The sequence below is a fragment of the Flavobacterium cryoconiti genome (genome assembly GCF_048158645.1).
Lineage (GTDB): Bacteria > Bacteroidota > Bacteroidia > Flavobacteriales > Flavobacteriaceae > Flavobacterium > Flavobacterium cryoconiti.
Window position 1 is genome coordinate 180980 of sequence record NZ_JBLNKW010000001.1, and the last position, 21358, is coordinate 202337.

Here is a 21358-nt window from a genome sequence, read left to right on the forward strand (position 1 = left end):
ATGAAAATCAAAAATATATTGCTAATAGGAAGCTTAAGTTTCTTATTACTTGTTGGTTGTACCAATGTTGATGAAAAAGTATATGATAAATATACAGCAGATGACTTTTATGGATCTGCGCAAGGAGCTGATGTAGCATTGGCAAGTGTTTACGCCCAAGTTGGCGGAAATTGGGATGGTGTAGGATATGCTGGGGCAGACAGAGGTTGGTATGACTTAAACTGCTTTAGTTCGGATGAACAAGTTATTCCTCATAGAACAACCGGTGACTGGGAATTGGATTTTGCTCGTTTATACAAACACGATTGGTTGCCAACAGATTCTTTTATAAACAACACTTGGAGATGGTTGTACAAATCTATTTTCAATGCCAATTTAGCCGTTAACCAATTAGAAAAATCAAATGCTGAACCTTCAAAAATTGCCGAAGCTAAAGTATTGAGAGCCTTTTTCTACTATTTACTGATAGATGATTTTGGAGATGTTCCTTTCTACACGGATAATAATATAACTGTAGATCAAATTCCACAATCAAGCCGTAAAGAGGTTTATAATTTCATCGTAAAAGAGTTAACCGAAAATGTAGAAACTCTTTCGGCTACCAAAGGAGGAAACTATTACGGAAGATTCAACAAATGGGCCGGTTACACTTTATTGGCTAAAGTATATTTGAATGCCGGAGTATATACTGGCACTCCTGAATGGGAAAAATGTTTGGCCGCTTGTGATAAAGTGAGTGGTGGTGGATTCTCACTTCATTCCGGTGCAGCTAATGCTTCCAGTCCAATGGGAAACAAATACTATGAATTATTTGGTGATGTACTCCCGGATGATGAAACCATATTAGCCATGTTTGTTACTGCAAATGTAGTATCCCGTAATATTTTCACAGTTCGAAGTCTAAACGGACCAGACGCCAAAAACTTGTTTGGCTATAGCGGATGGAATGGTACTATTGTGCCTAAAGATTTCTTTTTGAAATACGATGACAATGACATTCGTAAAAAACAATTCCGTTATGGAGACCAAGGCGGAGGAGTAAATTATTCTATTGATGTAGCATCATTAGACAATCCTGGTGCCGCACCACAAGCGGGTGTTCGCAACACTAAATTTTATCCTGTTACACCTATGGATGGTGGTGGAGCATCAAATGATTTTCCTATCTATCGTTATGCTGATGTATTATTAATGAAAGCAGAATGTAATGTTAGACTAGGTAATGCCGCTGCTGCAAAACCATTCATCGATCCTGTCAGACAACGTGCCGGACTTGGAATATTAGCTGCAAATCCTACATTAGACGATGTTTATAATGAGAGAGGATTTGAGTTAAACTGGGAAGGACACAGAAGACAAGATATGATTCGTTTTGATAAATTCTTATTAGCAAATGATTTCAGAGGTGTTTCTGCCAATTACAGAAAATTGTTCCCAATACCAACAGCGGCATTGGATGCAAACAAAGGAATAAAACAAAATCCAGGTTACTAAACATAGAACTATTATGAAAAAATATATAAACAAGTTATTCGTAATTTGCGCGTTACTTTTCCTTGGTGTATCCTGTGAAAATGACGCCATACTTACCTCTCTAAAAGAAGTGAATTTTTCAGGTCCAATAGAGGCTTCGTCAAATGCTATAGTAATTTCTACAGAAAACGAAAATTTATCTGTACTAACCCTGTCATGGCCTGCAGTAATATTTCCTGTGAATGCACCCGTAACGTATGCTTTGGAATTTGATATCCCAGCAGATGCCATTGGAGCTACAGCTTGGTCAAAAGCAGTTCGTGTTGAAGTTGGAGTAGATGTATTAAGCAAAGCTTTTTCAGGAAGTGACCTTAACAAAATGGCTATTAAATTAGGCCTTCCAGTTGATGTTGCAGGAAAAATAGTAGTTCGTGTAGAATCAACTTTGGACAGAAAAATATATTCAAATCCTATAGAATTAAGCGTAACTCCTTTTGCTAAAAAAGTGGTGTTTGGAGCAATCTATATGCCAGGAAGTTACCAAGGATGGGATGTAAATACTGCTGCAGAACTAAAAGCAATTGATAGCGGTATTTTTCAAGGATATGTGACTTTTCCAGAAACACAAGGTTTAGGATTTAAATTCACCAATGAAAGAAGTTGGAGTCAGTTTTACGGAGCGGACGCCAATGGAAATATCGTTAATGGTAGTGATACTGATTTTCAAATTGAAAAAGCGGGTTCATATCAAATGACTGTAAACCTAAACACTGCAAAATGGACAGCGACTCCTTTTTCCTGGGGAATAATTGGTACCGCAACTGCAGGAGGCTGGGATAACTCTACCAATATGACGTATGATCATCAACTAAAAGTGTGGAAATTTAAAGGGACTTTAAGCGCAGGAGCTTTAAAATTCAGGCTTAATAACACTTGGACTGTAAATTATGGCCCGAAAAATAATACTGATGGTATAATGTACATAGACAATCAAGGAGCTTATGATGTTAGTGAAGCCGGTACTTATGAAGTAACGTTTTCTATACAAGAAAAAGATGCTACAACTGGTCTTTATCCTGCCACTGCTACTTATACAGTTACAAAAATCTAATAAACAGAATACTCGTTTAGCATAAAATGGTTTAGTTAGTAATTTTAAAAAGCATCCCTTTTTATTGAAAAAGAGGAAGGGATGCAACCATTTCTAAGTTCTTAACGATTATTATTAAAAATCAAAAAAATGAAATTATATATCAACATCGTTTTTGTACTTATCTTTTCTTCGGTACTAGCTTCATGCAGTTCTTCGGATAATGAGTCAACTCCAGCTCCGGCTTATCCACAATTTGGAACACGGTTTGAAAAAATGCCTAAAAAAGAAGATGCCGTCATTTATCAAGTAAACATTCGTGCTTTTAGTCAGGCAGGAACTCTAAAAGGGGTTCAGGAAAAACTAACTTCTATTCAAGAGCTTGGGGTTAATGTTATTTATTTAATGCCTATTTATCCTGTTGGAGTAGTTCGATCAGCGGGTGGATTAGGTTCTCCATATTCTGTTAAAGATTATAAAGCTGTAAATACAGATTTTGGTACTTTGGAAGATCTACGCGTTTTGGTGGAAGAAGCCCACAAAAAAAACATGGCAGTTATATTGGACTGGGTTGCTAATCATACTTCATGGGATAATGCCTGGATTACCGCACACCCAGATTGGTATCAAAAAGATGCTAGTGGAAATATTATTATTCCTCCCGGAACAAATTATAATGATGTCGCTCAGTTAGATTTTACAAATACTGAAATGCGAAATGGAATGATTGACGCGATGTCCTATTGGGTTTACAGTGCAAATATAGATGGTTTTAGATGTGATTATGCTGATTTTGTACCTCAGAATTTTTGGTCAGAAGCCATTACCGCTTTAAGAAAAATCAAGAAAAATCAGAATATATTAATGCTTGCAGAAGGATCAAAAGTGAGTCAATTTGCTGCTGGTTTTGATTATACTTTTGGTTTTAACTTCTTCAGTGCTTTGGAAAAAGTTTTCAAAGAAAATAAATCTGCTACCACTTTACAAGATTCGAATGCTACGGAATATGCTAATAATTATAATCCTGAAAATAGAATTGTTAGGTACACAACCAATCATGATGTCAACCTTTCTGATGGTACACCGTTAGAGTTATTTGGTGGAAAAAAAGGTTCTATTGCAGCATTTGTAGTTGCAGCATACATGAATTCAGTACCTATGATTTATAACGGACAAGAAGTAGGATACAATAAAAGAATCGATTATTTTAACCGTACCCCTATTGACTGGAGTACTGCCGATTTAGATATGCTAGCCGAATATAAGAAAATCATTGCTTTCAGAAATTCTAGCAATGCGCTAAAAAAAGGGACTTACAAAGGGTATAGTAGTGATGCTGTAAGTGCATTCACTATGGAAACTGCTACTGAAAAAGTCTTTGTGTTATCTAACTTAACCTCTGCAACAGTCAATTATACTATTCCCGTTTCATTATCTAAATTGACTTGGAAAGATGGATTTACCGGTGCTGCAATAACAGCAACTACTCAAATAAGTTTATTGCCATTTCAATATAAAGTATTGAAAAATTAATGCTGAAAATTAATTTTAGGTAACATTCGTTAGCCAAAACACTATTCTATTTATTGCCGCAAAATACAAAGGCACAAAAGATTTAATTCATATCACTTTCTTGTTTTTAAGCAATTTGATAGTTTATTTAAATTTTTAAAATACTTCGAACCTATGTGTCTTTGTGCCTTTGCGTCAATTTATTAAGGATGAACTACAGTTCATTCCTGCAACGCTGTGAAAGTTCCACAAGAACGATTCATACCTATTCAGTGCATTCAAAAAACGGCATAATCTAAATTAAAGCACCACTATTAAACCAGAATAGCATCTCTTTATTAATTAAACAAAATGAAAAAATATGAACTTTAGACTTAAAAAAATACGTCTTCATGCGTTATTTCTATTCGTTTGTGCAAGTCCGTTATGGATGCTCGCACAAGAAATCAATTCGCCTAACAAGAACCTTGTTCTAAAATTTGAATTGAGAGAAAATGGAGTGCCTTCGTACCAATTGACCTACAAGGGAAAACCAGTTATCAAACCCAGTACTTTAGGAATAGAAACAAAAGATGTAGCATCATTCATTGATGGCTTTTCTATTACAAACACAACCCAAACGGCTGTTGATGTTAATTGGGATCCCGTTATGGGCGAACAAAAAACGATTCGTAATAATTACAACGAACTGCTAGTTACTTTGGCGCAAGCCAAAAACAACAACCGCTACATCCGAATTCGGTTTCGTTTATTCAACGATGGATTGGGCTTTAGATATGAATTTCCAAAACAAAATGATTTGAATTATTTTGTAATCAAAGAAGAGCATACCGAATTTCAATTGGCAGGAGATCATAAAATTTTCTGGATTCCGGGAGATTATGACACAAATGAATATGCTTATACCACATCCAAGATTTCGGAGATTCCTTCCTTGATGAAAAAAGCTACCGTTGAAATCAATTCCCAATTCCCTATAAAAAATTTGGCGGTACAAACGCCATCCATGATGAAATCTTCAGATGGTTTATACATCAATATTCACGAAGCGGCATTGATTAATTATCCAGCCATGTCTTTAAACGTGGATGCTACGACTTTCAAAATGAGCAGCCATCTTACTCCGGACGCTGTCGGGAATAAAGGATACATGCAAACGGATGCTCAAACGCCTTGGAGAACTATTGTGGTAAGTGATAAGGCCACTGATATTTTGGCTTCAAAACTAATCTTAAACCTCAACGAACCTACAAGTTACAAAGATGTTTCTTGGATAAAACCAGTGAAATACATTGGAATTTGGTGGGAATATTTCGTGGCTGGAAAAAGTACCTGGGCTTACGGAAAAGAGAATAATGTAAAACTAAATCAAGATTTCACTAAGCTTACGCCAAATGGAAAACACGGAGCGACAACGGAACATGCCAAAGAATACATTGATTTTGCAGCAAAAAATGGTTTTGACGCCATCCTTATCGAAGGTTGGAATGTAGGTTGGGAAGATTGGATTAACAATTGGAAAGAAGAAGTATTTGATTTCACAACTGCTTATCCTGATTTTGATGTAAAAGCAGTACATGAATACGCTGCCGCAAAAGGCGTAAAGATTATCATGCACCATGAAACTTCTGGAGCTGCAACAAACTACGAACGTCGTTTGGACCGTGCTTTTGAGTTTATGAATGCCAATGGATATGATGCTGTAAAAACAGGTTATGTAGGGAAGATTATTCCACGTGGTGAACACCATGACGGACAATGGATGGTCAATCATTACATACACGTAGCAGAACGCGCTGCCGATTATAAAATCATGATTGACAGCCACGAAGCAGTACGTCCTACGGGATTAAACCGTACCTATCCAAACTGGGTTGCACAAGAATCAGCCCGAGGAACAGAGTTTGAAGCCATGGGAGGATTAGCTCCGGAACACACCACTATTTTACCATTTACCCGCTTGATGGGCGGACCAATGGATTATACACCTGGTATTTTTCAAACTGATCTTACCTATTACAAAACTGGTGGAAACCAACGTGTCAATACAACTTTGGTAAAACAACTAGCCTATTATGTGACGATGTACAGCCCGTTGCAAATGGCAGCTGACATTCCGGACAATTACAATCGTTTTCCAGATGCTTTTCAGTTTATCAAAGATGTTGCAGTAGATTGGGACAATAGCTATATCCTAGAAGCTGAGCCGGGAGATTACATCACTATTGCCCGTAAAGCAAAAGGTAAAAACGAATGGTTCGTGGGTGGTATAACTGATGAAAACGCAAGAACGGCAACTATTGCTTTTGATTATCTTCCAAAAGGTAAAAAATACATAGCAACAGTTTACTCGGATGCTAAAGATGCCAGTTGGAACGAAAAACCACAAAATTATACGATTCAAAAAATCATAGTGACTTCAAAAAGTGTTTTGAAACAATACATCGCTCCTGGTGGAGGTACTGCCATCAGTATCAAAGAAGGGAATGCTTCAGAAATGAAGGGTTTGAAAAAAATCTAATTTGAAGAATAAAACACAAACCATATTACAAATACACCTGTTTTGTAATATGGTTTATTAAACAGAATTACCAAAAAAATAAATATAATACTAACTTAAAAACCAAAAAACTATGAAAAAGAAATTACTCTTTTTTATTATTTGTCTTTTGACAATTTCTTTTGCAAATGCAAAAAAGCCACCGCTTATTTCGGAAGAAAAACAGAATTCAGCTTTTCTAACGATCAGTATATTTGGAGATGCGACACCAGGAAGCTGGACAACAGATACTGATATGACCACTACTGATGGAACGACTTATACTCTCAACGGAGTTGCTTTGATTCCTGGCGCATTGAAATTTAGAGGAAATCACGAATGGACATTACCCTACAATTGGGGAGGCACCGCTTTTCCTTCAGGTACAGCAGTAGTTGATGCCAATGGTATTACAATACCAACCGCTGGTAATTATGATATTACTTTCAATATCACAACTGGAGTTTATTCATTTGCCGTTTCGCAAGTAAGTTTTCAAGTAATAAGCATATTTGGAGATGCCACTCCGGGAGCTTGGGTAACTGATACTGACATGACAACTACAGATGGGACTATTTATACCCTTAATGGAGTTTCTTTGATACCAGGAGCATTAAAATTTAGAGGAGATCATGCTTGGACATTACCTTACAATTGGGGAGGAACAAGCTTTCCTTCAGGAACTGCAACAGTCGATGGTAGTGGTATAACTGTACCAACTGCGGGTAATTATAATATTACTTTTAATAAAACTACAGGTGTTTATAGTTTTACATTTCAAACCATAAGCATATTCGGTGATGCCACTCCGGGAGCTTGGGTAACTGATACTGACATGACAACTACAGACGGGACTATTTATACCCTTAATGGAGTTTCTTTGATTCCTGGTGCTTTAAAATTTAGAGGGAATCATGCTTGGACATTACCTTACAATTGGGGAGGAACTGACTTTCCAGCAGGAACAGCAGTTGTTGATGCCAATCCTATACCTGTACCAACAGCAGGCATTTATAATATTACTTTTAATAAAACGACTGGAGCCTATTCAATTACAATTCCACCGGTAAACTATCAAGTGATCAGTATATTTGGAGACGCTACTCCGGGAGCTTGGGTAACCGATACTGACATGACAACTACTAACGGTACCATTTACACTCTTAATGGAGTTTCCTTAGTACAAGGAGCATTAAAATTCAGAGGGGATCACGCTTGGACATTACCTTACAATTGGGGAGGGACAGCCTTTCCTTCAGGAACAGCAGTTGTTGATGCTAACCCTATAACTATACCAACTACAGGTATTTATAATATCACTTTTAATAAAACGACTGGAGATTATTCATTTGCCACCCCACAAATAGTATATGCTATAGTAGGTTTAATTGGTGATGCGACTCCTGGCGGATGGAATGCGGATACTGACATGGCAACTATAGATGGCATTCACTACACAATTAACGGAGTTTCTCTGGTACAAGGTGCATTAAAATTTAGAGGGGATCATGCTTGGACATTACCTTACAACTGGGGAGGAACTGACTTTCCATCAGGAACAGCAGTTGTTGATGCAAATGGTATAACGATACCAACAGCCGGTATTTACAACATCACTTTTAATAAAATAACTGGAGTTTACAGTTTTACATTTCAAACCATAAGTATATTTGGAGATGCTACCCCGGGAGCTTGGGTAACTGATACGGATATGACGACTTCAAATGGAATTGTTTATACACTTGACGGAGTTTCTTTAATACCAGGCGCATTAAAATTTAGAGGTGACCACACTTGGACCTTACCTTACAACTGGGGAGGAACAGACTTTCCATCAGGAACAGCAGTTGTTGATGCTAATCCTATAACTGTTCCAACAGCCGGTGTTTATAACATTATTTTTAATAAAACGACCGCAGAATATAGTATTTTAATCCCTTCTGCACCAAGTAAATTAAACTATAGTACCCCTAATATTTTTGTTACAAATACAGCTATTACAAGCTTAGTTCCTTCAGTAGATGAAGGTTTAGGCAATCTTGTATATACTGTAAATCCAGCATTACCCGGAGGACTTCAATTGGGCTCTGCTACTGGTATTATCAGTGGAACGCCAACAAGCATTCAATCTGCAACAGTATACACAGTATCTGCAACCAATAGCTATGGTTTTTCTTCAAAAACAATTAGTATTGAAATACAAGGAATACCAACAGCTTTAGCATATGCCGGCAACCTTAGGTTACCAATAAACATAGTAATGGAAGCGGTAGTACCAACTGTAACTTCAAATCCGGTATCGACTTTTAGCATCAATCCTTCTTTATCCACCGGAATGAATTTTAATCCCACCACTGGAGCAATAAGCGGAAGACCAACTGTAGAGACAACTGCAATCAGCTATACTGTTACTGCTACGAATTCAATTGGCTCTACAACTAAAAATTTCACAATCGAAGTGTATAATGAAGACCATGATTTTGATGGTGTTTTGGATGTAAATGATAACTGCCCTACAACCTATAATCAAGATCAGGCAGATATTGACCATGATGGTATTGGTGACGCATGTGATTTAGTTGAAATAAATGTAGCCGAAGGATTTTCTCCAAATGGAGATGGTAAAAATGACACTTGGTTTATAAATAATTTAATAAATCATCCTAATTCCTCCGTTCGCGTATTAAACAGCACTGGAGCAGAAGTCTATTTTTCTAAAGATTACCAAAATGATTGGAATGGAGAATACAAAAACACCGGTTCAATTGTAGCTGTAGGTTCTTATTTCTATCAAATTGATTTAGGTAATGATGGTTCTATTGACAAACAAGGTTGGATTTACATTGCTAAATAATTTATAAATAAAAAGTAACATGAAAAAAATACATTATATATTGGCAGCCGCACTACTCTTAATTGGTAGTTCGGTTTTTGCCCAACAAGAAGGCTCTTTCGCTTTTTACAAATACCACATGAATGTTATCAATCCCGCATATGCAGGTGTCGATGAGCAAACCGTAATTACAAGTTCCCTCAGAAATCAATGGAGCGGAATTGCAAATGCACCAAAAACTCAGGCAGTTTCTTTTGGAATGCCAATAGCAAATAATCTTGGGTTTGGAATCGCTGTAGTCAATTCTTCTACTTTTATAGAAAAACAAACGGCTGTAGATATTAATTTATCTTATAAAGTAAAAATGACTCAAAGCACCGATTTGTATTTGGGTATCAACGCTGGTGGTACTAATTTTAATCTAAATACAGCCGGATTAGAACTGTATTCTGTTGAAGCAGATCCTGCTTTTGGTTCCATTCACACCTTTAATCCCAACTTTGGTGCGGGTGCCTTATTAAAAAGCGAAAAATTCTATGTATCGCTTTCGGTTCCAAAATTATTAAATATCCAAAATGCAAAAAATGATAATGGATATGCAACAGTAGAAACCAACAAACCTAGAGTTTATCTAAGCGGTGGTTATGATTTTAATCTTAATCCAGCAGGTACATTAGTATTAAAACCATCTGTGTTGGCCAGGTATGTTACTGCTGCCCCATTTTCTGTTGATTTCAGTACCATGTTGCAAATACAGAATAATTTTGAAGTTGGTGCATTGTATCGAACAGATAAAGCCTATGCAGCAATGGCTAATTTTATTCTTAACAAGAAATTCATCATTGGATATGCATATGAAATGAGCACTATTTCAACGATGGCCAGTGCTAAAAATACAAATGAGATTTTACTACAATATAAGTTTTAAATATAATTTGGGTTTAGTTTTAAACACCTCTTACGAGGTGTTTTTTATGTTAACACGAATCATCTTGACGTTACCAAAAAAGTGATTATAAAATAATGATATAAAAACAATTACTTTAAAAACACAAAAGGGTGTATGAATTGATTTCATACACCCCTTTGTATTATCAACTTAAATGAATTTACATCTCTTATATGACATAAAAAATAACCTAAGCATTTAAATTTATAATTTAGGTATTACAAATTCATTCCTCCTGAAACTTCAATTCGTTGTGCATTCACCCATTTTGCATCGTCTGTACATAAAAAGGCCACTACGCTTCCAATATCTTCTGGCAAGCCCACTCGTCCCAATGCCGTTACCGAAGCAATAAATTGATTTAATTGCTCGTTATCGCGAACCACACCACCGCCAAAATCTGTTGCTATAGCGCCCGGAGCCACTATATTTACTCTGATTTTTCTTTCACCCAATTCTTTAGCTTGGTATTTTGTCAATGTTTCCATCGCACCTTTCATACTCGCATAAGCACCATATCCCGGAAATGAAAAACGAGTCAATCCAGATGAAATATTTACAATTCCACCGCCATCGTTCATTATTTCCAAAGCTTTTTGAGTTAGAAAAAAGGGACCTTTGAATTGAATGTTTACCAAATCGTCAAATTGAGCTGTAGTCGTTGTCAATAAACTTTCGTGAACACCTACGCCCGCATTGTTAATTAAAAAATCAAATTTTTCTGCATCGAAAGTGTTTTTTAAAGCAGTCTTTACATTTTGAAAAAACAACTCAAAACTACTCACTTCGGCAACATTCAATTGTATGGCCGCTGCTTTCTGTCCCAAATTTTCAATTTCTTTTACAACAGCTTCCGCTTCTTCTTTCTTACTGTTGTACGTTAAGACTACGTCAATTCCTTTTTTGGCAAGGCTTAAAGCCATGTCTTTCCCTAATCCGCGGCTTCCACCGGTTACTAATGCTATTTTGTTTCTCTTTGATTCCATCTTAAATAGTTGTTTTAAATTAATACAGCAAAATTAGTGTAGAAGTAAAGCTAGTCAATTGTAAATATCAATCCAGAGTTTGCGAAATTCAAATCATGATTTTTTAACCATATAAGGAATGCAAGTTCATTTAAGGTCGACTGTTTATGTACTTAAATGTGTTGTTATTCAATACGCAATTCTTAAAAAGCAAAATAGAAATCTGCAAAATCTGCGTGAAGAAAAAATAAATTGGCACGCAGATTCTGCAGATTTAAAAGGATTCAATTTATTTAAACCCTAAAAGACAACGGTGATAATGCCGTTTGCTTTTTGAAAAAATTAGAGAAATGTGCCAACTCTTCAAAACCCAGTGAATAGGCGATTTCCGAAATGTTCCAATCGGTTTCTTTTAATAAAATCTTCGCTTCATGAATCAATCGGTCACTGATTAACTCGGTGGTAGTTTTACCGGAGTTCTCTTTTAAAACTTTATTAAGATGATTGACATGAATAGCCAAACGGACAGCAAAATCTTTGGCCGATTTCAACTCTAACCTTTGGCGAGGGGATTCAATTGGGAATTGTCGTTCGAGTAATTCCATAAATAAGGAAGAAACTCTGGCAGCCGAATTGTGTTTTGAATATAAGGCAGTTATGGGTTGCAGCTTTTGTCCAAAGTGTATCAACTCCGCAACATAATTCCGAATCAAATCGTATTTATACACATAATCCGAATTGATTTCTTTATGTATTTTTTTGAATAATAAATCAATCTCTATTGTTTCTTCATCCGTAAGCTGGAAAACAGGATACCCATCCGTTTGAAAAATAGGCAGTTTGTCTAATTCTATTCCGCTTTTGTCCTTGGTTAAAAACTCACTGGTAAAGACACAAAAATGTCCCGACTGTTGTGTGTCTTGCGGAACATAATTGTATGGGATTTTTGGTGTGGCAAATAAAAGAGCATTCTTTTCAATATCAATTACTTTGTCTGCATATTCCACTCTATTTTTTCCTCGTATCAAACTTATTTTGTAATATGCTCTTCTGTCATAAGGCATAAAAGACTTATCTTTTAGTCTTTCATAAAGTTCTTTGATATTGAAAACATTGAAATGACCAATTTCTTTTTGGATTCCATTGGGCAATAATGTGCTCGGTTCCGTACCGGAGTCTCCAGAGATTTCTTGGTAAAACTCGTCTATTGATTTTAATTTCATTGCGAATGAATTTGTAAAAATCAAATATACAAATTTTATGAAACTTTCCGAATTTTGATACTTGAAGCTTTTATTTCAAAAACTACTTCCCCAACAACTCCATTAATTCCAAAGCAGTCCTGGTATTTTTTACATTGTCAAAAGTCAACAAAAGCCTTAAACCAGCTGGCGTTTGTTTTTCTTTCATTTTACAAATAGAACTGTGTGTTTGCACGAATTGCAACACCTGATGAAAACGATTCGACTGATAATAATCGGATTGTTGATCAGACACAAAATACCCAATCATCTTGCCTTGTTTCATCACCAATTTCTCGATTCCAATACGGGTAGCAATCCATTTAATACGAATACTATTCATCAAAGCATTCGCTCGTGGAGGCAAAGGGCCAAAACGGTCAATCAGTTTATTCTGGAAAATGATGAGTTCTTCTTCGTTTTTCACACCGCCCAATTCATTGTACAAACTCAATCGTTCCGAAACATTATTGATATATTCGTCAGAGAATAACAACTCAAAATCGGTATCGATTTGCAGGTCTTTGACGTATTCTTTGGTCTCCAAATTGTTTTCCTCAGGATACAAATCCTTGAATTCATTTTCTTTCAATTCATCAATAGCCTCATTCATAATTTTTTGATACGTATCAAAACCAATTTCATTGATGAAACCGCTTTGTTCACCTCCCAATAAATCTCCGGCACCACGAATCTCTAAATCTTTCATCGCAATATTAAAACCACTTCCCAATTCACTGAATTGTTCCAAAGCTTGAATTCGTTTTCGGGCATCATCTGTCATCGCAGAATACGGTGGACAAATAAAATAGCAAAACGCTTTCTTATTGCTACGCCCCACCCTACCGCGCATTTGATGCAAATCAGACAATCCAAAATTATTCGCATTATTAATAAAAATTGTATTCGCATTAGGGACATCCAAACCGCTTTCGATAATGGTTGTGGCCACCAAAACATCAAATTCTCCATTCATGAAAGCCAACATCAATTCTTCCAGTTTTTTTCCCTCCATTTGGCCATGACCAATTCCAACTCTGGCATTTGGTACCAAACGCTGAATCATTCCAGCCACTTCTTTGATATTTTCTATTCTATTATTGATAAAGAAAACCTGTCCATTACGCTGAATTTCATACGAAATCGCATCCCGAATTAACTCTTCACTAAAGCCAACCACGTTCGTTTCAATAGGATAACGATTAGGTGGTGGCGTTGTAATCACTGATAAATCGCGCGCTGCCATTAATGAAAATTGCAAGGTTCGCGGTATTGGTGTTGCTGTCAATGTCAATGTATCAACATTGGCAGCAATGGTTTTGAGTTTGTCTTTTACGTTGACACCAAATTTTTGTTCCTCATCCACAATCAACAATCCCAAATCTTTGAAAACGACATTTTTGTTGACCAATTGATGCGTTCCAATAACAATATCCAGTTTTCCTTCGGCTAATAATTTTAAGGTTTCCGCTTTTTGTTTCGCTGTTCTAAAACGGTTCAAATAGCCAACAGAAACCGGCATGTCTTTCAATCGTTCGGTAAAAGTTCTATAATGTTGGTACGCTAAAATGGTCGTAGGAACTAATATCGCAACTTGCTTGCTGTTATCCACCGCCTTGAAAGCCGCACGAATGGCAACTTCGGTTTTTCCAAAACCCACATCCCCACAAACCAATCGATCCATTGGACGATCACTTTCCATATCGGCTTTTACTTCCGCCGTCGATTTGGTTTGATCCGGCGTATCTTCGTAAATGAACGAGCTTTCCAGTTCATTTTGTAAATAACTGTCGGGTGCAAACTGGAATCCTTTTTCTAATCGTCGCTTGGCATACAGTTGAATCAAATTGAATGCAATATGTTTGACGCGCGCCTTGGTTTTTTGTTTTAAAATCTTCCAGGCATTCGAACCTAATTTGTAAATTTTGGGCGGCGTTCCGTCTTTTCCGTTGTATTTTGAAATTTTGTGCAGCGAGTGAATACTCACATACACAATATCATTATCGGCATAAACGAGCTTGATGGCTTCTTGTGTCTTTCCTTCGACTTGTATTTTTTGTAAACCTCCAAACCGCCCGATTCCATGATCGATATGCGTCACATAATCGCCAACGGACAAAGTTGTTAGTTCTTTTAAAGTGATATTTTGTTTTTTCGAATAGCCATTTTTGATGCTAAATTTATGATAGCGCTCAAAAATTTGATGATCCGTGTAACAGGTTATTTGGTTTTCTTCGTCTATAAATCCTTGGTACAAAGGCAAAACAACGGTATGGTATTGTTTTCTGATGTTTTCAGAATTGGCTTCATCCAACGTTTCAAAAATATCATGAAATCGTTTGGCTTGGGCATCATTGGAACAAAACAAATAATTCTTGTAGCCGTTGAAATGATTTTCATTCAGATTATTCAACAACAAATCGAACTGTTTGTTGAATGACGGTTGCGGCTGAATGTGGTATTCGAATTTTTTGGCAGTTCTAAAAATAGGTTTTGAACTCAATTCTACAATCGAGAAATCCAACGCTCTTTTTATAAATTCCGCTTGATTCAAAAACAATTGTTCCGGTGTTGAACGCTTTATTTCCTGCGACAATTTTGCGAAAGCTTCTTCGGCTTTGCCAAATTGCTTGTCTAATTGTGATAAAAAATCTTCGGTATTCTGAATAAAAATAACGGTTTTCTCCGAAATATAATCCAAGAAACTTTCTCGGTTTTCCTGAAAAACTTTGTTTTCCACATTTGGGATTATGGTAATCTTTTTTTGCGTTTCAATAGACAATTGCGTCGCAACATCAAATGTACGGATGCTTTCTACTTCGTCTCCAAAAAACTCAATTCGGTACGGATTATCATTCGAAAATGAAAATACATCAACAATTCCTCCACGAACCGAAAACTCTCCGGGTTCCGTAATGAAATCGACTCTTTTGAACTCATATTCGAATAATACTTCGTTGATAAAATCGATGGAAATCTTGTCGCCAACAGCAACTTTCAATGTGTTTTTATCCAATTCTTTTCGGGTCACCACTTTCTCGAATAATGCTTCTGGATAGGTAACAATAACGGCCGGTTTTTTACGGGAATTGATTCTGTTAAGGACTTCGGCGCGAAGCAAAACATTAGCATTATCCGTTTCTTCAATTTGATACGGACGACGATAGGAACCGGGATAAAACAAAACATCTTGGTCGCCAACCATCTGTTCGAGGTCGTTCAAATAATAGGCGGCTTCTTCTTTATTGTTTAAAACAACCAAAAAAGGAAGTTCCGATTTCTTGAAAACGGAACGAATTACAAAGGAAAGCGCCGATCCGAGTAATCCGGAAAGATGCATTTTTACTTGATTATTTCCCAATAAACGAGCAACAATTTGCTGGGTTTTTGGCGAATTATCGTAGGTGTTATATAAGGCTTTTTTACTCAACGCGTGGCATATTTGGGTCGATTGGTGTATTAGGTGCTGGCGTATTAGGAATTGCTCTTGAAGCATCCATCATTTTCAACAAGTCAGATTCTCCTTCTTCGACTGGAATTTTACCTTTTTCTACAATTTTATCCATTTGTCTTTGTAAGGAAACTAATTCCAAATTAATTTCAGCAACTAACCGCGTCACTTTTTTATCAGGAACATTATCCAGATGAATGAATAAATCCAGCATTCGAACCTTAGTGATTAAGGTCGAAATTCTACTTTTTATCTGAGGTTTACTAAAATTATAAGGAACATTATCATTCAAAGCCATTGCCTTTTTAGAAAGTGCTTTCGCTTTTTGTTGAAAAGCGCCAATGGTTTTTTTAGGCTTTTGAGCTAATTCAGCCAAAAACATTCGCAATTCATTCCAGGTAGCGATGCTTTTCTCTGAAGCCTCAGTTATAGGTGTGTCATAAAAAACCCAGCCTTTTTCTATGTTTTTAAATATGACTTCTTTTTTTTTGATCTCTTTCTTATTTTCGGCAATCCGTTTTTGACTATCATCTTGACACGAAAACAAGATAAAAATCAGAGAAAAGAAGACCACTATTTTGTTTATCATTTGAATTTGAATTAAAGTACAAAGTTACAAAGTAAATTTACAATTACGAATTACAACATAGGAATAACAATCTAATATCCTTGAAGCTCTTTTTATATTTAAAAAAACAAAAATTAAGAATTTTACACTCATTTTAAATACCATTTTAGTAAATTTATAACTTTTTATATCAAATTTGTGTTATTTACGAAAACGTTATCTTTGTATTTCAAAACAGACAAAATGAGTACTAAAATATTGATTATAGGCGCTTGCGGACAAATTGGAACGGAACTTACCCATAAGTTGCGAAAAATATATGGAACAGAAAACGTAATTGCTTCTGATATTCGAAAACTGAATAATGATGTTGTCAATTCGGGTCCATTTGAAGTGGTAAATGCCTTGGATTTTAATCAGATTGAGCACCTTGTTGAGATTCATCAAATCGATGAAATCTATCTTATGGCAGCGTTATTATCGGCTACTGCCGAGAAAAACCCTGCTTTTGCCTGGGATTTGAATATGAATTCTTTGTTTCACGTTTTGAATTTGGCGAAAGCAAAAAAAATAAAAAAGATATTCTGGCCTTCGAGCATTGCTGTTTTTGGTCCAACAACACCCAAAGAAAATACGCCCCAATATACCATTATGGAACCTTCAACGGTTTATGGAATCAGCAAACAAGCAGGCGAAAGATGGTGTGAATACTACCACAATATTTTTGGCGTTGATGTGCGAAGCATTCGTTATCCTGGTTTAATCAGCTGGTCTACACCTCCTGGCGGCGGAACTACGGATTATGCGGTGGATATTTTCCACAAAGCTCTTTCGGATAAAGCATACGAATGTTTTTTATCCTCTGAAACTAAAATGCCAATGATGTATATGGATGATGCAATTGCTGCAACAATACAAATTATGCAAGCACCGGTCGAACAAATAAAAATTCATTCTTCCTATAATCTGGCCGCAATGAGTTTTACACCAACGGAGATTGCTGCCGAAATCAAAAAACACATTCCGGATTTTACTGTCACATACAAACCTGACTTTCGTCAAAAAATAGCCGATAGCTGGCCTGCAAGTATTGATGATACTGAAGCTCGAAAAGATTGGAACTGGAAACACGAATTTGATTTAGAATCCATGACCGTGGATATGTTGGAGCATTTGAAATAGACTTTTTTCTCTGGCTTAAAATGTCTGATTTTAAAATTAAGGTGACGAGCCTAGTTTTAAATCAGACATTTTTCATTTAATGGAACAGTACTCCTTTAAGGTTATCTGTAATACTGAGAAAAGCAAAACCATTCACTTTAACCTCTTCCAAAAAATCATTATTTGGGCTTAATAAAAACTAGAATTAAAAAAAATTGGTTCTTATTATTTTTCTTACTTTTGATTTACATCCAGAAAAATTAGACTTAAATCAAACCTAATTATATGAAAAATTCCTTTCAGCCAATTGAAGAAAATAAGAGGACAGCTATTGTCGATATCCTAAGAGGTTGGGCACTGTTAGGAGTTGTCCTTGGTAATTATTCGGATTTTTTCCATATTGGATTACCTACTTCCGCAAATGACAACAGCAGTTTATCTCATATTCTTGGGGCAGTAAATGAAATTTTTTTCTCTGCAAAATCTTGGACTTTATTGACGATTTTGTTTGGTTATGGCTTTGCTGTTCTCATAAATAATGTGACCAATAAAGGTAAAAATCCTGTTTTCTTCTTTTCTTGGAGAATGATTCTGCTATTTGGATTTGCATTTATTGATTCCGCCTTTTGGTTGGGTGATATTTTGAAAGATTATGCCTTTTTGGGTCTTGTACTACTGCTGTTTTATAAAAGCTCAACAAAAAAAATTCTAATAACTTCCTTACTTCTTTTCTTAATGATTCCATTTATTGCTGCCTACATCAACAATATAAAAATGGTTTACCCTGAAATTTCAACAAGCTCTGACTATCTAAAATTATATTATTCCGGAAACTGGTTCGATTTCTTTGAATTTAATTTATTAGCAAGTTATTACGAACAAATGATTGTACTGGGATATGCAATTACGGCACATATAGTAATGTTTGCTTGTATGCTTTTAGGGTTTTATGCTCAAAAAATTAATTTTTTTAATCGTTTATATGAATTGAAAAAACAATTAAAGACCGCGCTTTTTATAAGTCTATTTACTGCGCTTTCTTTAGGTGTGTTTTTAAAAATTGCAATGGCAAACAAACTTACTTTTTTCACCTATTTCAACCCTTTTTACTGGTTAATTTTAAGCACGATGTTGTTTATCGCAACTGGAATTTGCTTATTATATTCTAACAATAAACTAAAAACAATTTTCAATTATTTCAGGGTTTCCGGAAAAATGACATTAACGAATTATATGACGCAAAATATACTTGCTGCATTTATTTTTTCAGGGATTGGCTTGAATATATCGAATAGTATGCCTTATTGGTTTTACTTTACATTGGCGGTTTCGGTATTTGTTATTCAATTGTTTATTAGCAAATGGTGGCTTTCAAAATACAACTATGGTCCCGTCGAATGGTTATGGAGGGTCTTGAGTTACAGAAAATTATTTCCGTTTAAAAAGGCAGAAAAAAGGAATCATTTAGTTGAAGAAAACTCAAATAATGATCAAAAAAAGGAATCCGCTTTAGAGACAGTAAAACACAAATTTTCTTAACATGTCTCATGGTTTTGACCAAAGTCAAAAAACAAGACATCAACTAGAAAAACTCCAAGTGAAATAAGAAAAAACAAAGCATAAAAAAGCCCTTTTCAGGGCTTTTTAAAATTACTTTATTTCATAAACATTATTGGTTTGTTTCACATCGGCCATTAATCCGCTTGGGTCAATGGTGATTTTCTTGACGGACGTTTTCGGTTTGGCAATTATAAACTCAAAAGTAGGATACGCCCAAGCCCAATCATTCAGAACCGTTCTTTTTACGGCTGGATTCGGATTTTCTTTTTCGAAACTCATCATGCGTAGTGGAATGTAGAAACTTTCTGTTGTTCCATCCGTATATTCCACAGTCAAATCGATTGGCATCGGCATTCTGCCTATTCTTTCTAATGTTACAATAGTTTTATCGGCATTCTCTTTTACATCTTTGACCCCATAGTCAATTGTGTTGGTCGTTTCAGTCCAATCCACTAAATACCAATCTAAGTTAGCTCCTGAAACACGCTCAGCTGTTCTCTTGATATCATTTGGCGTAGGATGTTTGAACTTGAAATCTTGGTAGTATTTTTTTAATGTTTTGGCTAAATTATCCTGTCCAATCACGTAACCCAATTGAGACAAGAAAATACTACCTTTTACGTAAGACGAAATGCTATAAGGTCTATTTTCATCATAACGGTCACCATGTGTGGTTTGCGGTTGCTCTTTACCAGAATCCACTAAGGAATAATACGCCTTATAATTTCCTTTGAATGGATTTTCTTCTTTTTTGACTGCCATTTCATTTAATGCCAAATCCTCTACATAGGTTGTAAAACCTTCATCCATCCAAGGATGTTTCGATTCATTTGAAGCCAATACATGTTGAAACCACGAATGTCCCAACTCATGCGTTGCAGTCCCTAAAATTCCTTTTAAAGTTCCGTCACCTAGCATCAACGTACACATGGCATATTCCATTCCGCCATCACCACCTTGAATAAAGGAGTATTGTTTGTATGGATAATCTCCAATTTTCTTGTTATAAAAATCCATCACATTGACCATTAATGGCTCTAATTGTTTCCAATTTTCCATCGTCTTTGGATTATTTTTATACAAGAAATGCAAATCAACATTGTTAGGTCCTTTAACTACATCATGTATGTAATTTTTATCAGCAGCCCAAGTAAAATCATGAACCATTGGCGCTATAAAATGCCAAGTCAATGTTTTTGTTTTCTTCGGATAAACTACGGTAACTCCAGCATCTTGATATCCATGTCCAATTTGGTTTTGGTTTTGCAAATATCCGGAACCTCCTAAAGTGTAATCCTTATCAATCGTAATGTTTACATCAAAATTTCCCCAAACACCTTGAAATTCTCTTGCGATATAAGGGTCTGCATGCCAGCCTTCAAAATCGAATTCGGCTATTTTTGGATACCATTGCGCCATTGATAATTCTATTCCTTCCACATTATTTCTTCCGGAACGACGAATTTGAACTGGAACTTGACCATCAAAATCCAACGTAAAAGTAGTTTTTGAATTCGGTAGAATTGGCCTTGCCAAAGTCACTTCAAGAATCGTTCCTACCGTTTTTGCAGAAGCGACAATTCCATCTTGCTTGAAATTAGCGATTTTCAAATACCCAATTTCGTTAGGTTTCAAAGTTTTGATTCGGCTTTCTTTGACCTCTTTGCCGTCAACTTTTATTTTATTGACCATTCTGGCATCCGGATCTTTGATACTTTGAATTCTGGCATCCATTTCACTTCCGGGTTGGAAAGCATTATTAAACAAATGGTAATATACTTTTTTCAAAGTATCTGGAGAATTATTGGTGTACACCAATTCTTGTTTTCCTTTGTATTGGTAATTTTTCACATCCATCGTGACGTCCATTTTATAATCAACATGTTGTTGCCAATACGTGGAACTTTGTGCCAATAAAACACTAAAATTAAGTGTGATAAAAGATAGTAAAAGGAGTTTTCGCATCATTTTTTATAATAAAAAATGGAAGAGCAAAAGCTCTCCCATTAGATTAAT

Annotated in this window: 13 protein-coding genes; 8 read left to right on the plus strand and 5 right to left on the minus strand. The window is 35.9% G+C overall.

Features of this window, described 5'->3' with window-relative positions; genetic code table 11:
- The 6 genes from ACM55H_RS00755 to ACM55H_RS00780 all read left to right on the plus strand — a co-directional run bounded on the left by ACM55H_RS00755 (position 1) and on the right by ACM55H_RS00780 (position 10375).
- Complete coding sequence (locus ACM55H_RS00755; RefSeq protein WP_416834683.1) at positions 1–1494, plus strand: RagB/SusD family nutrient uptake outer membrane protein; 1494 nt, start codon at positions 1–3, stop codon at positions 1492–1494.
- 13 nt (positions 1495–1507) lie between these two features.
- Entirely contained in the window at positions 1508–2584 is a 1077-nt protein-coding gene (locus ACM55H_RS00760; protein ID WP_416834684.1) for a SusE domain-containing protein, read from the plus strand.
- A gap of 129 nt (positions 2585–2713) precedes the next feature.
- The gene (locus ACM55H_RS00765; protein ID WP_416834685.1) at positions 2714–4096 is read left to right on the plus strand and encodes an alpha-amylase family glycosyl hydrolase; all 1383 of its coding nucleotides are present in this window, start codon (positions 2714–2716) and stop codon (positions 4094–4096) included.
- A 340-nt stretch (positions 4097–4436) separates the two neighbouring features.
- Positions 4437–6596 carry a glycoside hydrolase family 97 protein gene (locus ACM55H_RS00770; protein ID WP_416834686.1) on the plus strand — a complete coding sequence of 720 codons (2160 nt, stop codon included), beginning with the start codon at positions 4437–4439 and terminating at the stop codon, positions 6594–6596.
- Positions 6597–6708: 112 nt separating this feature from the next.
- Positions 6709–9468 carry a T9SS type B sorting domain-containing protein gene (locus tag ACM55H_RS00775; protein WP_416834687.1) on the plus strand — a complete coding sequence of 920 codons (2760 nt, stop codon included), beginning with the start codon at positions 6709–6711 and terminating at the stop codon, positions 9466–9468.
- Positions 9469–9487: 19 nt separating this feature from the next.
- Positions 9488–10375, plus strand: coding sequence for a PorP/SprF family type IX secretion system membrane protein (locus ACM55H_RS00780; RefSeq protein WP_416834688.1), 888 nt, complete (start codon positions 9488–9490; stop codon positions 10373–10375).
- Positions 10376–10614: 239 nt separating this feature from the next.
- Here ACM55H_RS00780 and ACM55H_RS00785 read toward each other — a convergent pair whose 3' ends face one another.
- The 4 genes from ACM55H_RS00785 to ACM55H_RS00800 all read right to left on the minus strand — a co-directional run bounded on the left by ACM55H_RS00785 (position 10615) and on the right by ACM55H_RS00800 (position 16642).
- Positions 10615–11382, minus strand: coding sequence for an SDR family NAD(P)-dependent oxidoreductase (locus ACM55H_RS00785; RefSeq protein ID WP_416834689.1), 768 nt, complete (start codon positions 11380–11382; stop codon positions 10615–10617).
- A gap of 272 nt (positions 11383–11654) precedes the next feature.
- A complete protein-coding gene (locus ACM55H_RS00790) occupies positions 11655–12584 on the minus strand; it encodes a helix-turn-helix domain-containing protein (protein WP_416834690.1) in 930 nt (309 codons plus the stop codon).
- Positions 12585–12666: 82 nt separating this feature from the next.
- Positions 12667–16032 carry a transcription-repair coupling factor gene (gene mfd / locus ACM55H_RS00795; protein WP_416834691.1) on the minus strand — a complete coding sequence of 1122 codons (3366 nt, stop codon included), beginning with the start codon at positions 16030–16032 and terminating at the stop codon, positions 12667–12669.
- Positions 16025–16642, minus strand: a complete 618-nt coding sequence (locus tag ACM55H_RS00800; RefSeq protein ID WP_416834692.1) for a hypothetical protein — start codon at positions 16640–16642, stop codon at positions 16025–16027. The genes mfd and ACM55H_RS00800 overlap by 8 nt, the downstream gene beginning before the upstream one ends.
- 222 nt (positions 16643–16864) lie before the next feature.
- Here ACM55H_RS00800 and ACM55H_RS00805 point away from each other — a divergent pair, with 222 nt between their 5' ends.
- Both ACM55H_RS00805 and ACM55H_RS00810 read left to right on the plus strand, forming a co-directional pair.
- On the plus strand, positions 16865–17803 hold the full coding sequence (locus tag ACM55H_RS00805) for an L-threonine 3-dehydrogenase (protein ID WP_416834693.1): 939 nt from the start codon (positions 16865–16867) through the stop codon (positions 17801–17803).
- A gap of 264 nt (positions 17804–18067) precedes the next feature.
- On the plus strand, positions 18068–19321 hold the full coding sequence (locus ACM55H_RS00810; protein ID WP_416834695.1) for a DUF418 domain-containing protein: 1254 nt from the start codon (positions 18068–18070) through the stop codon (positions 19319–19321).
- Between the two features lie 111 nt (positions 19322–19432).
- On the opposite strand, the gene ACM55H_RS00815 is transcribed toward ACM55H_RS00810, so the two are convergent.
- A complete protein-coding gene (locus ACM55H_RS00815; protein WP_416835088.1) occupies positions 19433–21307 on the minus strand; it encodes a M1 family metallopeptidase in 1875 nt (624 codons plus the stop codon).
- Positions 21308–21358: the final 51 nt, after the last annotated feature.